The organism is Paralysiella testudinis, from assembly GCF_016894345.1.
GTDB lineage: Bacteria > Pseudomonadota > Gammaproteobacteria > Burkholderiales > Neisseriaceae > Paralysiella > Paralysiella testudinis.
This window is the reverse complement of record NZ_CP069798.1, coordinates 1690994-1703695: the sequence shown is the minus strand read 5'-3', so window position 1 is coordinate 1703695 and position 12702 is coordinate 1690994. Positions and strand designations below refer to the sequence as shown.

Genomic DNA, 12702 nt, shown 5'->3' with positions numbered 1-12702 from the left:
AAACCAGACACCCGCAAAAAGCCCTTGAGTCAAACCAAGGGCTTTTTGCGGGCTGTTTGGTGTGTATTCGGTTTGCCTGATTTTCCTGATTCTAAAAAATTTCAGACACATATCACTACTGTGAACGATTCAAGTTCTTTTATTCCTTTTGCAGGCTTAGGCCTGCTTTCTTTGTTTACGGAGGTGATTAAATGCAATGTCCGCAATGTGATTCAAACCGAATCCAAAAAATCGATTTCGCCAAAAAGGCGGGTGCTTCAGTAGGAATGGTCGGCGGCGCGGCCAGTGGTGCTGCCGGGGCGATGTCTGGCGCTAAAGCCGGGGCGATGCTGGGTGCTGTGGCCGGACCTGTGGGTGGCGCACTCGGTGGTTTGGCCGGTGCGCTATTGGGCGGTTTGATGGGCGGTACTGCCGGTACGGTGGTGGGTGCCCGGGTTGGCGAAGTTGTGGATCGCCAAGTGTTAAACAACCACCGTTGTTTGTCGTGTGGTTATCAATTTTCAGTTGATGAGGAGGATGTGTGATGAGTCATTGTGTTGAATCCATGGCCTATACTGAACAAGCACCTTGGCATAATCTGGGCAATGCCTTGCCGGCCAAACAACCGATTGAAGTATGGGCACAAGCAGCGGGTATGGACTGGCAGATTATGGAAAGTCCGGTGTATTACCAAGTACCGAATCCTTCGGCCGCTTCGCTGGTATTGCCGTTTGCCGAACAAAAAGTTTTGTTCCGTAGCGACAACCACCAACCTTTATCGGTGGTCGGCAGCCGGTATCAGATTGTGCAACCGCAGGAGGTGTTGGCATTCTATCGGGATTTGGCCGAGTATGCCGGCTATGAATTGGAAACCGCCGGGGTATTAAAGGGCGGCAAGAAGTTTTGGGCGTTGGCGCGTACCGGTAAAGAAACGGTACTTAAGGGCAATGATTTGGTTAAGGGGTACTTGCTGTTGGCCACTTCTTGTGATGGCACTTTGGCCACTGTAGCCACGCCCACCACCATCCGGGTAGTGTGCAACAATACCTTGGCCATTGCGTTAGATGGTGCGGTAGGTGCAGTCAAGGTGCCGCACAGTACCCGTTTTGATGCTGAAGCAGTGAAGCGCAAGCTGGGTGTTGCGCTCACACAATGGGATGGCTTTATGTACCGCATGAAAACCTTATCTGAATGCAAAGTTAAAACCCATGAGGCCATGAACTACTTTATGCGCGTGTTTTGTGACAGTGATCAGCATCAATCCGGCTTGGGTTTAAGCAATGAGCGAGCCTTGAAGAAAGTGCAAGCCATGTACGAGAGCCAAGGGCGGGGTGCCGAACTTCAGGCAGCCAAAGGCACGGCTTGGGGCTTGCTGTGTTCGGTAACCGAATTTGTTGACCACGAACGCCGCGCCCGCTCTCCTGAAAACCGTCTTGACAGTGCTTGGTTTGGCCAAGGTGCACTGGTCAAGCAAAAAGCATTGGATCAGGCATTGCAGATGGTGGCGTAACGAGTCCATGGGTGTTTTGCCGTACATAGCAAACCTTGAAGCCATTCAATATTCACTCCTACTCTCAAACCCAATGATTTAACTGCGGTTACCTAATAGCAACAATCCGATTGCCATTATTTTAACTGTTTAATCTCAAACACATTCTTGTAACCCCAATCACCAATTAACCCACATCAGCCCCATCGGCCCGGTTATCCGCAATGGATACCGGGCTGGTGGTGTTGGTGTATTTCAGGAGCAATATCATGTTCACCGCAAATCCTCAAGCGGGTCCTGCCGCTAAAAGCACGCGTTCGGTTCACCGCAGCGGCCATGCTTTACGTTTGATTAACACCAAAACCCTGCCACAACAAGATTGGTTGGCCATACGCAAACAAGGCATTGGCAGTTCTGATGCTGCCGCAGCGATTGGCCTTAATCCTTATCAATCGGCTCTGGCATTGTGGCTGGAAAAAACCGGTCGTGATGCCATGTTGGCCAAACCGGATGCGGATGACGACAGCCAGCCGATATACTGGGGCAGCCTATTGGAGCCTTTGGTTGCCGCCCAATATGCCAAACGCAGCGGCAACCGCGTCCGCAAGGTTAATGCGGTTTTACAGCATCCTGATTATCCATGGATGTTGGCCAATATCGACCGTGAAGTAATCGGCAATGCCGAAGTGCAAATTTTGGAATGTAAAACCGCCGGTATTCATGGTTCGCGCTTATGGCAGCACGGTGTACCGGAATACGTACAAATTCAGGTGATGCACCAATTGGCCGTTACCGGCCATCAGGCAGCCGATGTGGCGGTATTGATGGGCGGGCAGACATTGCAGCTGCATCGTATCCATCGCGATGAAGCTCTGATTGCACAACTGATTGAATTGGAGCAGCAATTCTGGCATTACGTCAGCACCGATACCGCACCGCCGGCCGATGGCAGCACTTCTGCCGAACAAGCTTTGCGCTGCTTGTTTCCACAAGACAGCGGCGAAGATGTGGATTTAACCCTGGATGCCGATCTTAATCATGTGTTTGAACAACTGGTTCACGTTCGCCAAGCCATCAAACAACATGAAACCGAAGAGAGCCGGTTACGTCAGCGCATTGAACAGACCATGGGTTCAGCCAGTCAAGCCATATTTCGTAACGGCTCGGTTTCATGGAAGCGCAGTAAAGACAGCATGGTACTGGATACGGAAAGGCTGCGTGCCCAATACCCGGAATTGATGGCGGCACACCAAACCCGCAAACCCGGCAGCCGCCGCTTTTTGCTGCATGCCGATATGTAATCAGCCCATGTTTCCGTCAGCATCCAGAGACACAATTGAAAAAGTATTAATCAATCTTTCAGGCAGCCTGTCGCTTACGCATTCAGGCAGCCTGAATCACCAAGGAGTACTTTATGTTAAAAGGCCTCGCATTGACCCCGCCGATTATCGGCCGGATTGCCATCGGTAAAACGGTTGAACGCAACGGCAAGCACCTTCCTGAAAAAGACGATGAATTCACCCTCACCACCCAAGTACAAAACAAAAGCGGCTGGATCAACCACCCCTTGGATGCCGCATTGCGCCAACAAAGCGGTAAATCCGATACTAAATTGCGCTGCATTCCCATCCGTCTGCTGTTTGATGCTCCTGATTTAAATTTGCGTGCCTGTTACAGCTTGTTTGACCGCCAGAGCGGCCGCCCTTTGTGTGTGGGCAATGGTGAAAATTGTAAACGGATGATGAACGGCCAAGCAGAGCAACATCCCTGCCCCGGGCCGGATTACTGCCCGCTGGGTGCCAATCAGCAATGCAAGCCTTATGCACGCATGAATGTGCGGATTGGGGATGAAGACGAGTTGGGCAGCTTTGTGTTTCGCACCACCGGTTTTAACAGCATCCGCACCTTATCGGCGCGATTGCATTATTTTCATGCAGCCGCCAACGGCATGTTGTCAACCTTGCCACTGGCCTTGCGTTTGCGCAGCAAATCCACTACCCAATCTTACCGAGCACCCATCTATTATGTTGATTTGGTGGTGCGGGATGGTTTTACACTGAATGAAGCCATTCAACAGGCACAGAATGAATATCACCAGCGCCAGCAAGCCGGTTTTAATCAGCCAGCCTTGGATGAAGCCGCGCGGATGGGTTTTGCTGCCGGTGTGTTTGAAGAAAGTGAGGAAGACGGCCAAGCGGTGGTGGCCGAATTTTTACCACCGCCGCTTGGTGCGCAAAACACCTCAGCCGATAATACTCGTCATCACAATGCCCCAAACGGAATGTCCACCCCCTTGGCCGATAAATTGGCAGGGAAAGCTGCCCGTCTGAGTACGGCTTCGTAAATCACCCTTTGTCCTTCAATAGCAACTCAACCCAACAGCACCCTCGTGGTGCTGTTTTTTTATCCCTGAAAGGAAAACACCATGCCCAACCATTGTACCAACCGATTCCGCTTTAGCGGCAGCCGCACCGACATTGCCCGGCTTAAAGCTTTACTGGTGGTTCGCCCGGATCCCGATGATGCCGCCCATGCCGGTGAAAGCCCTGTCATCGATTTTAACCGCGTTATTCCCATGCCGTCGGATTTGCAAATCAGCGAAGGCAGCGAAAGCCAGTTATCGCTCACCCTCTTTACGCTGCCTGAAACCGCCTTACTCAAAGATTGCACCAACAAATTCTACCCTTATCAAACCGATGCCTTACAGCAGGTTCTGTCACCCTTGTGTGATTGGAATCAATTAACCGTGGCCGACACCATCAAGCTGTTGGCTGCCGATCCACAACGGCAGCAACAATGCCGCATCAACATTGAGCTGGGGCGCACGTGTGCCAACAACATCCGTTTATACGGACACCCTACCTGGTATGGCTGGTCAATCGAACACTGGGGCACTAAGTGGAATGCCTATCATTGCACGATGGATGACAATGCTGATGAAAACAGCCTGTCCGGCTACTTTGATACCGCTTGGGCACCACCAGAACCGATTTACCATAAGATTGCCGCACTGTTCCCCTGTATCCAAATTGAGGTGCAATACATCGATGAAGGCGGCTTTTTTGCCGGAACCTATCTGTCGGACGGCAACGGCCAATTAATCGACATTGTTTGCAATGATGACGACTTTCGCATCTTTGCTGAAACACAGTTCGGCTGGGTGTTTAATGATGAGGAGGAAGATGAAGAACAGGAGGATAATGAGGGAAAAGATAAAGAACCGCATAAGGAACAAAAGCCCGTGCAAGTGGAGGAATTGGAACCCAGTCATGCAGCCCGAACCATCAGTATGTGCATGCCTTTGACACAAATCATTCACGGTCATTTACCCGATGATGCCGGCATCTTAAAACAGCCCTTGGTGCTCAATCACTGAGTGCGTTTCAGCCAATTCAATCCAACCACTTCAGCCATAAGCAAACAGCCGCGTCTTGTTGATGCGGCTATTTGTTTGTGTGGAGCATAATCATGCGTCATCTTTGTCATAATCACCTGACCCTTCACAGCCAGCATCCCTCAAGCCTGATACAAATCATACGGCACCTTTGGCTTGAACCTTATCAGCCTAACTGCACCCTGCCGCACAAAATCCGCCTACCGGTGCAGGATGTGCTGGAAGCGGCATTGCTACAGGCTGATGCTCATCAAATCAGTCTGCTGTTTATCACCCACAATCACCCTCCGGTCATGTCTTGTCAAATATTGGGACAGCAATATCCTGATGTGCAATACCGTTTACAATATCTGGATGAATTCGGCCTGTATGCCGGCTGCCTAACCCCAAGTACGGACAAAACATTGCGGCTGCAACCTTGTGATGGTGATGATGCCATTCGAACTATGGCCAATCAGATATTCGATTTAAGCTGGTAAGGCATTGATGGGTATATTGAACCATTGGGCAAACAGATATCTACAAGGTATCTGTTTGTCTATATTTGTTTTTGTCTTTAGCTTAATTTTTCTTTTTCTTGTTATCTTTCTTCGCATCTTGATTTTATTTCTTGGTTTCCTCTTTTAGTTTTTTCTGATTTATTTTTTGTTCTTTCGTGAAATGTTTATTTTGACCAATGGCTTATCTTATGAGCAGATGCTATTTGTGTATTGCCAATAAGGTGGTTTATTGCCTCAATACACTGCGCGCCATGCGGGATAAACGGTTGAAATAACATCAATCTATTTAGGTTCTGATGTTATAGAACAAAGAACCAGATACCGAGCTTGATTGACATCCTCTTTACTGGATGATTTATTTCTTATCTATTCATTGCTTTCTTATCATGTTTATTAATCCTTACATTATCAGCAACTTATTATTCTTTTATTTTCATGATATTGTCTTTTTTAGGAGCAGACTATGTTGCCTACATTACCTTTTCATACGGCTTATTCGATTAATCGGCAAAATCAGAATAAATTATTTCATTTAATAGACACGCTGTTTATTGATTATTCTAAGCTATTGGTTATCAGAGTAGATTTGGCTTTTATCAAAGAGTACGTACCCATGATTACCCCACAGTACTGCAAGAGCAAATTTACCCAGCTGCGCAACAATATGCGTGCCAATACCTTGTTCGAGCATTATTTGGCCTATGCTGCCAAGTTGGAATACGCGGCTGAAAAAGGTTGGCACTACCATGTTTTGTTTTTCTTTAACGGACAGTGTGTTCACGGGGATATTCATCTCTCTCAGCAAATCGGTGCGTATTGGAATACGATTATCAATCGTGATATCGGTTTGTATCACAGCTGTAATATGCACAAAGATCGCTATGAGTTCTCACCATTGGGTGTTATTGATTATGCGGATACTGAAAAGATTCAGCAGTTGAAGGCCATCTCGGCTTATTTGTGCAAAGAACAGGGTGGAGAAATGGAAGCTTGGCGTGACAGGGCTGGTAAAAGCCTACGTAGTTTTAATACCAGCCATTATCAGCCTAAAATAAGTGGTTTAGGCAGACCACGCCGTTATGGTTAGAAGGTATACATATACTGAATATACTGAAGAGGTAATGAATCAAGCAAGCACAGCGTTCAAATTGTGCTTGCTTGGTTTTAAGGCGGCGTTAACACAAATGCCTTGGTTATTTTGATGGCTTTGTTTGTTTCAATAGCCGCGTTTGTTCACCATGGCGCAGAATTTCATGTAGGCCGGTAAAACATCATCAAAATCACGTGGTACTTGGCGAACCTGTGCATTGGCATAAGACTTACCTGCATAATTCCAACGCCCGGTTGGAGAGAAATAACCGGCAACATACAAGCTATCTGAACCATCGGTACGCGTACATTTAACATCAGCCACTTGTACATTACCGCCATGTCGGTTAATAACCTCAAAGCTGCGGTCATCCAAATCAATGCTATAAAAATGCCAGGCAAATGCAGAGGCAGATGCCATGGTTAATAGCGGTAGAATAAACCATTTTTGCATATTTATGGGCTTTCTGCTTAGAAGCGGTTTATGTTCAAAATTAAGGTCTGCACGCACTCAACTCTTGTCTAAAGGAAGAACCACCGTTCAAGACATCATTGACCTTACAAGCATTGCCAGTGCAGGACAGCTTGTAATTAATGGTCTGATTTTGACCGTATTGTTTGAATTTGGCTTGTGTCAAACCATTTTGTAATACGGTAACGGTAACCTTGGCTTTGGTTTGAGGATCCTGATTGCCAAACATGGGATCTTCTTCAATACACATCCCGCCTTGACGTTCTACTTTATCGGCATGGCGGTAAGCTTGCTTCAGGCTGGCATCGGCATTGCGTTCGAGAACGACAGCACTATCCACACCTTGGCTGGCTGAACGGTACAAGGATTGTACGGTTTTGATTTTAAGGGCATCGTTGGCCATGGCTAAAGATGCGGACATGGTCAGTGCTGCGATAATGATTTTTTGCATGGTGATTCCTTTTTTTAGTGGGGTGGTGATTTTGAATTTACCGATATTGATTAAATCGCGATCCAAGTAAAGTGCTCCGGGCAGCTTCAGAGCCATTTTGAGCGGCTAGTTTTAGCCACAATGCTTCTTCTTTATTATTCAGTATTCAAGAGGGTGTAGCAGCTACCTTAAAAGAAGACTGTTATTTCTAAAGAAATATGTACATTTAAAAGCGTTATTTCTTACCAGTTATAGGTAGCAGAACCATCGGTAGTGATGATTTCAACTTGGTAAACTTTGTCACAACCTCTTTGGGTGTACTCTGGAAAGATTTTGATTTCGATACCGTAAAACAATTTACCGGTTTCGTGTACATGGGAAGGGAAATTGCAATTACCTTTATTAAAGATGATGCGTTCGACTTGCAACTCATCACCTTTATTTACAATAGACACACCTTCTCGGAGTTGATCAGTTAGCCAATGGCGTTCACTGAACTTACTCACTTCTAATTGTTCTGAAATACCAGGGTCACAAGCACTCAGTGCAATAGTAGAAATAGCGATGGTAATAATGGATTTAATATTCATTTGACGACCCCTTTAGTTAAGAATTAAAACAATTTTTCTCTGTTAATCAATATGTTTTATAGCCAATTTTGGAATAGCATAGAGCTGCTGTAACATAATTAAAGAGATGAAGAAGTCAATTTACTGTGCTTATTTATTCCCTAACGTCAAATGTATTTAGAAAAACAGTTACGTCGTAATGTGATATCAGATTTATGTGAGAAATAATATCTACAAAGTAAAACATCTCTTTAGGTTGAATTACAACCTATTTGGTTCTTCATGTCAATGGGTTGATAGGCGACCATCCAAGTCCACATGAAAGGACATGTATGGCACCGAACAAGATGAATCTGTTGAATCAGACCATTGGTAAAACCATCGCCCAGTACCGACAGGATAAAGGGCTGACACAAGACCAATTGGCAGAAAAGTTGAATATTGGTTATGAAGCGGTTTCGCGATTGGAGCGGGGTGTGGTGATGCCAACCGTAGCTCGATTGGTTGAGTTGGCAGAGATATTTGAATGTGAAGCAGCCGATTTGTTAATGCAAAGCAGTAACCGGGCAGGCGACCAAGCCGCATACATTCATGAGATGCTGTCAGGCTTAGCGGAAAGTGATCGCAGTTTGATTTTGTCGATGGTGCAACAACTGACTCGTCATCTTAAAAAAGATGATATTAAGCTTGATGTATAAGAGTGACAAAATTTCATGTAGTACATGATTACGTTAAGAAATGCTTGCTTATCTTTGCATAAGTGATTAGGATTATGAAGAATTGAATATAAAACCTAAAACTTGAGCAAATTCCAAGTCCATGATGAATCCAACATTTAAACAACGTTTCTTGATTAATGTATTGGCGGCGCTTTTTGTACCGACATGCGCACTGATGGCTGCGCCGCTCCCACCCGGCTCCCAGGAACAAGCCGACCGCTTACAACAAGAACAACTCATCCGCGAACAGCAACGCCAACAATTCCAGCAACAGCAAATGCAGCCCGCCGTTGATGTGCGTTTGGATGACACCGTCACACCACCACCTACCGCATTTTCCTTATCCCAGCCCGAATCCCCTTGTTTCGCCGTCCAACACATTACCTTAACGGGCAGCCAAGCTGCCCGTTTCCAATTTGCCTTAAACAAAGCCATTGCCCAATCCGGTTTCGAACCCGGCATGTGTTTGGGGGCACAAGGCATCAACCACATCATGACCTTGGCACAAAACGCCGTGATTGCCCGCGGCTACACCACCACCCGCATTCTGGCCGCACCGCAGGACATCAACAGCGGCACTTTGGTGCTGACGGTGATTCCCGGGCGCATCCGCCATATCCGTATTGACACCAGTGATGTCACCAACACCCATGCTGACCGCATCACCGCTTTTCAAAACGAGTTTCCGCTGTCTTCCGGTGACGTACTGAATCTGCGCGCACTGGAGCAGGGACTGGAAAACCTCAAACGCATTCCGACTGCCGAAGCCGATATCCAAATCGTCCCCGCCGATACCCCGGACGAAAGCGATGTGGTGGTGCTGTGGCGCCAACGCACCTTGCCCATCCGTGTGGCTTTCGGGGTGGACGACTCCGGCAGCAAAGCCACCGGCAAATACCAAGGCAGCGTCACCCTGTCAGCCGACAACCCACTGGGCTTGAGCGATTTGTTTTATGTGTCTTACAACCGCGACTTGGGTCACAAAGACAGCTACACCGATAAAGACGGCATCAAAACCGGCAGCGGCACCCGCGGCTATGCGGTGCATTATTCCGCGCCCTTTGGCAACTGGCTGCTGGGGTTCAACCACAATTACTACCGCTATCATCAAGCGGTGGCCGGTTTAAGTGAAAACTACGACTACAACGGCGAGAGCTGGAACAGCGATTTCGGCGTTAGCCGCTTGCTTTACCGCGATGCCCGCCGTAAAACCCAAGTTGGTGCCAAACTGTGGCAGCGCGAATCGAAGAACTACATCAACGACATCGAAGTACCCGGCCAGCGCCGCCGCACCGGTGGCTGGTCGGTAAATGTGGATCACAAAGAATACCTGGGCAATGCCACCCTTAATCTGGGGGCAAGCTACAAACGCGGTACCGGGCGCAATCAAAGCCTGGCGGCGCCGGAAGAGCTGTTTAACGAAGGCAGCAGCCGCATGCAGATCATTAGTGCCGATGCCGGTTTGAACCTGCCGTTCCGGCTGGGCAAACAAGCGTTCAGCTACGACGGCAACCTGCATGCCCAGTGGAATAAAACCCCGCTCACCCCGCAAGACAAAATCGCCATTGGCGGGCGCTACAGCGTTCGCGGCTTTGACGGCGAACTCACTTTATCGGCCGAGCGCGGCTGGTATTGGCGCAATGACTTGGCGTGGCAATACCGCCCCGGCCATCAAACCTATCTCGGCGTGGATGCCGGCCATGTGTCCGGCCCTTCGGCGCAATACCTGCTCGGCCAAACCCTAATCGGCAGCGTGCTGGGCTTAAAAGGCCAAGTCAAAGCCGGCGGCAATCTGTATTACGACGTGTTTGTGGGCAAGCCGCTAAAAAAGCCGCAACACTTCCAAACCGCCAACACCACGGTGGGGTTTAATTTGAATTATTCGTTTTGATGGTCAATGTAATGAAATTTGATGGTATTGATGTTATTTCACCTAAACTATTTCCAAATGAATATTGGAATGAGGCGGAAGCTTTAGGTGCGATTACTTGGTTGTGGCTACATTCCGATAATTACAAGAATGCCCCACTTAAAGAAATGGCTGCCCGCGTTTTACCTATCATTAAGAATGGTCAATTCGCATTATTTAGCCGTAAAAGCCAACCATTGGGATACATTACTTGGGCGTATTTCAATCAGGAAGCCGAAACACGATATTTACAATCAGATCAATTATTGCTGGCCAATCAAGATTGGCAGAGTGGTGAAAGATTATGGTTAATTAATTGGTTTGCACCATTCGGCAACAGTAAGTTGATTAAACTTATAACGGGAACTTATTTATTTCCTACTCAATGCTTTCGCTCTTTGTACCATAAAGGTGATGTACATGGTTTACGCATTATGACCTTCAAAGGTGAGCGCGTTAGCGTTTCAGAAAAAGCACAATGGGTTACAAACCATCCGATTGTCTACCCTAGCAAGAATAAATTGAAATAATCTATTAAAAATCTAAATTTTTTTTATTTTTTGTTTTAACTATATTAAGCGAGCCCCATCATGAATAAAACCCTGTACAAAGTGATCTTCAATAAAAAGCGCGGCTGCATGGTGGCCGTCGCCGAGAACACTTTGCGCGAGGGCAAAAGCAATGCCGACAGCACCGCAGGTTCTGTTCATCTTGATGGCCGCCATGCCCTTTCAGGCAGCCTAAACCCGACCAGCCCTACCACCCGTTTGGGCATCCTCGGCTTCTCTTTATTGCTGGCCGCCGGTGCCGCCCTGATTACCGCCCCGGCCGCCCACGCTGCGGGCATCGCCGCTGACAAAGCCGCCCCCGGCAACCAACAGCCCACCATCCTGCAAAGCGCCAACGGCACCCCGCAAGTCAACATCCAAACCCCCAGCGCCGGCGGCGTCTCGATCAACCAATACCGCCAGTTCGATGTGGATCAAAAGGGCGCCATCCTCAACAACAGCCGCAACAACACCCAAACCCAAATCGGCGGCTGGATACAGGGCAATCCGTGGCTGGCCGGCGGTGAAGCCAAAATCATCGTCAATCAAATCAACAGCAGCAACCCCAGCCTGTTAAACGGCTATATCGAAGTGGCCGGCCGTCGTGCCGAAGTGATTATGGCCAACCCCGCCGGTATCCAAGTGAACGGCGGCGGCTTTATCAATGCTGCCGGCGTCACCCTCACCACCGGCCGGCCCGTCATCAGCAACGGTCATCTGGAAGGCTTCCGTGTGCGCAGCGGTAACGTTGGCGTGAGCGGTAAGGGTCTGGATACTTCCGGCGCCGACTACACCCGCATTCTCGCCCAAGCCGCGCAAATCAACGCCGGTATTTGGGCTAAAGAGTTGAACGTGATTACCGGCAGCAACGACATCGATGCCGCCGGTCAACACACCCCCGCCGCGGCTGATGCCGCAGCCAACACCCCCAAAAATCCGCCCACGCCCGGTGCCTCTGCCACCCCGGCCGTGGCCATCGACACCGGCAGCTTGGGCGGCATGTATGCCCAAAAAATCACCCTCATCAGCACCGATAAGGGCGTAGGCGTGAACAATGCCGGGCAAATCTTTGCCGCTGCGGGCGGCATTACCCTCAGCGCCGACGGCAAGATTGGCAACAGCGGCCAGCTGGTGGCGGCGGATAAAGCCGCCGTCGGCACGGCCGACAACGCCGCAGTACACCTCAGCGGCCACCGCCTGGACAACAGCGGCAGCATCTCCGCCCAGGGCAAAGCCCATATTGACAGCCAAAGCCTGAACAACAGCGGCTTGATTGCCTCGGCAAACGAGCTGAATATCCGCAACCAAAGCCTGAGCAACAGCGGCCAACTGAACGGTGCCCGATTGGATGTGGTTTCAGGCAGCCTGAGCAACAGCGGGCACATCAGCCAAACCGGCCTGCAAAACTTAGCGATTAACGCCGGGCAAGTGGACAACCGCAATCAAGGCTTGATGGGCTATACCCCGGCGGATGCCGGCGACAACAACATCGGTGGCGGCACAGGCAACAGCGGCAGCAATCCGGGCAGCGGCAACACCACCCCGCCGAGCAGCGCCAGCGGTGGCGGCAGCACTACCACCGCGCCGACACCGGCCACGCCGAT

The 12702-nt window shown here is 49.1% G+C and carries 15 protein-coding genes and 2 pseudogenes; 13 read left to right on the top strand and 4 right to left on the bottom strand.

The window, feature by feature from the left end; translation table 11 throughout:
• Nucleotides 1-24: 24 nt before the first annotated feature.
• From JQU52_RS08810 to JQU52_RS08775, 8 genes are all read left to right on the top strand, one after another.
• Complete coding sequence (locus tag JQU52_RS08810) at nt 25-264, top strand: hypothetical protein (RefSeq protein ID WP_230338142.1); 240 nt, start codon at nt 25-27, stop codon at nt 262-264.
• A gap of 38 nt (nt 265-302) precedes the next feature.
• Nucleotides 303-524: a hypothetical protein gene (locus JQU52_RS08805; protein WP_230338141.1), complete on the top strand. Its 222-nt coding sequence runs from the start codon at nt 303-305 to the stop codon at nt 522-524.
• Nucleotides 524-1489: a DUF932 domain-containing protein gene (locus JQU52_RS08800; RefSeq protein WP_230338140.1), complete on the top strand. Its 966-nt coding sequence runs from the start codon at nt 524-526 to the stop codon at nt 1487-1489. The genes JQU52_RS08805 and JQU52_RS08800 overlap by 1 nt, the downstream gene beginning before the upstream one ends.
• A gap of 248 nt (nt 1490-1737) precedes the next feature.
• Nucleotides 1738-2769, top strand: coding sequence for a YqaJ viral recombinase family nuclease (locus JQU52_RS08795; RefSeq protein WP_230338139.1), 1032 nt, complete (start codon nt 1738-1740; stop codon nt 2767-2769).
• 113 nt (nt 2770-2882) lie between these two features.
• The gene (locus JQU52_RS08790) at nt 2883-3812 is read left to right on the top strand and encodes a recombination directionality factor (protein WP_230338138.1); all 930 of its coding nucleotides are present in this window, start codon (nt 2883-2885) and stop codon (nt 3810-3812) included.
• Between the two features lie 156 nt (nt 3813-3968).
• Nucleotides 3969-4844, top strand: coding sequence for a DUF1281 family ferredoxin-like fold protein (locus JQU52_RS08785; RefSeq protein WP_230338137.1), 876 nt, complete (start codon nt 3969-3971; stop codon nt 4842-4844).
• A gap of 92 nt (nt 4845-4936) precedes the next feature.
• A complete protein-coding gene (locus tag JQU52_RS08780; RefSeq protein WP_230338136.1) occupies nt 4937-5341 on the top strand; it encodes a hypothetical protein in 405 nt (134 codons plus the stop codon).
• A gap of 484 nt (nt 5342-5825) precedes the next feature.
• Nucleotides 5826-6449: a YagK/YfjJ domain-containing protein gene (locus JQU52_RS08775; RefSeq protein ID WP_230338135.1), complete on the top strand. Its 624-nt coding sequence runs from the start codon at nt 5826-5828 to the stop codon at nt 6447-6449.
• A 129-nt stretch (nt 6450-6578) separates the two neighbouring features.
• On the opposite strand, the gene JQU52_RS08770 is transcribed toward JQU52_RS08775, so the two are convergent.
• From JQU52_RS08770 to JQU52_RS08760, 3 genes are all read right to left on the bottom strand, one after another.
• On the bottom strand, nt 6579-6905 hold the full coding sequence (locus JQU52_RS08770; RefSeq protein ID WP_230338134.1) for a hypothetical protein: 327 nt from the start codon (nt 6903-6905) through the stop codon (nt 6579-6581).
• Nucleotides 6906-6945: 40 nt separating this feature from the next.
• Entirely contained in the window at nt 6946-7470 is a 525-nt protein-coding gene (locus tag JQU52_RS08765; RefSeq protein ID WP_230338133.1) for a hypothetical protein, read from the bottom strand.
• A gap of 125 nt (nt 7471-7595) precedes the next feature.
• On the bottom strand, nt 7596-7943 hold the full coding sequence (locus tag JQU52_RS08760; RefSeq protein ID WP_230338132.1) for a hypothetical protein: 348 nt from the start codon (nt 7941-7943) through the stop codon (nt 7596-7598).
• Nucleotides 7944-8254: 311 nt separating this feature from the next.
• Here JQU52_RS08760 and JQU52_RS08755 point away from each other — a divergent pair, with 311 nt between their 5' ends.
• From JQU52_RS08755 to JQU52_RS14870, 5 genes and pseudogenes are all read left to right on the top strand, one after another.
• Nucleotides 8255-8620, top strand: coding sequence for a helix-turn-helix domain-containing protein (locus JQU52_RS08755; protein ID WP_230338131.1), 366 nt, complete (start codon nt 8255-8257; stop codon nt 8618-8620).
• Between the two features lie 196 nt (nt 8621-8816).
• The gene (locus JQU52_RS08750; RefSeq protein WP_230338130.1) at nt 8817-10532 is read left to right on the top strand and encodes a ShlB/FhaC/HecB family hemolysin secretion/activation protein; all 1716 of its coding nucleotides are present in this window, start codon (nt 8817-8819) and stop codon (nt 10530-10532) included.
• A gap of 11 nt (nt 10533-10543) precedes the next feature.
• The gene (locus JQU52_RS08745; protein ID WP_230338129.1) at nt 10544-11080 is read left to right on the top strand and encodes a toxin-activating lysine-acyltransferase; all 537 of its coding nucleotides are present in this window, start codon (nt 10544-10546) and stop codon (nt 11078-11080) included.
• Nucleotides 11081-11140: 60 nt separating this feature from the next.
• Nucleotides 11141-11209 (top strand): annotated as a pseudogene (locus tag JQU52_RS14945) (ESPR-type extended signal peptide-containing protein); the annotation flags it as partial.
• Nucleotides 11210-11332: 123 nt separating this feature from the next.
• Nucleotides 11333-12268 (top strand): annotated as a pseudogene (locus tag JQU52_RS14870) (filamentous hemagglutinin N-terminal domain-containing protein); the annotation flags it as partial.
• 287 nt (nt 12269-12555) lie between these two features.
• On the opposite strand, the gene JQU52_RS08730 reads toward JQU52_RS14870, so the two are convergent.
• On the bottom strand, nt 12556-12696 hold the full coding sequence (locus tag JQU52_RS08730) for a hypothetical protein (RefSeq protein WP_230338126.1): 141 nt from the start codon (nt 12694-12696) through the stop codon (nt 12556-12558).
• Nucleotides 12697-12702: the final 6 nt, after the last annotated feature.

Excerpts from the sequence above, each read along its gene's own strand:
- JQU52_RS08745 (WP_230338129.1), top strand. The coding sequence starts at position 10,544 with ATGAAATTTGATGGTATTGATGTTATTTCACCTAAACTATTTCCAAAT.
- JQU52_RS08805 (WP_230338141.1), top strand. The coding sequence starts at position 303 with ATGTCTGGCGCTAAAGCCGGGGCGATGCTGGGTGCTGTGGCCGGACCT.
- JQU52_RS08750 (WP_230338130.1), top strand. The coding sequence starts at position 8,817 with ATGGCTGCGCCGCTCCCACCCGGCTCCCAGGAACAAGCCGACCGCTTA.
- JQU52_RS08755 (WP_230338131.1), top strand. The coding sequence starts at position 8,255 with ATGGCACCGAACAAGATGAATCTGTTGAATCAGACCATTGGTAAAACC.
- JQU52_RS08775 (WP_230338135.1), top strand. The coding sequence starts at position 5,826 with ATGTTGCCTACATTACCTTTTCATACGGCTTATTCGATTAATCGGCAA.
- JQU52_RS08790 (WP_230338138.1), top strand. The coding sequence starts at position 2,883 with ATGTTAAAAGGCCTCGCATTGACCCCGCCGATTATCGGCCGGATTGCC.
- JQU52_RS08780 (WP_230338136.1), top strand. The coding sequence starts at position 4,937 with ATGCGTCATCTTTGTCATAATCACCTGACCCTTCACAGCCAGCATCCC.
- JQU52_RS08800 (WP_230338140.1), top strand. The coding sequence starts at position 524 with ATGAGTCATTGTGTTGAATCCATGGCCTATACTGAACAAGCACCTTGG.
- JQU52_RS08795 (WP_230338139.1), top strand. The coding sequence starts at position 1,738 with ATGTTCACCGCAAATCCTCAAGCGGGTCCTGCCGCTAAAAGCACGCGT.
- JQU52_RS08760 (WP_230338132.1), bottom strand. The coding sequence starts at position 7,943 with ATGAATATTAAATCCATTATTACCATCGCTATTTCTACTATTGCACTG.
- JQU52_RS08765 (WP_230338133.1), bottom strand. The coding sequence starts at position 7,470 with ATGGCTCTGAAGCTGCCCGGAGCACTTTACTTGGATCGCGATTTAATC.
- JQU52_RS08770 (WP_230338134.1), bottom strand. The coding sequence starts at position 6,905 with ATGCAAAAATGGTTTATTCTACCGCTATTAACCATGGCATCTGCCTCT.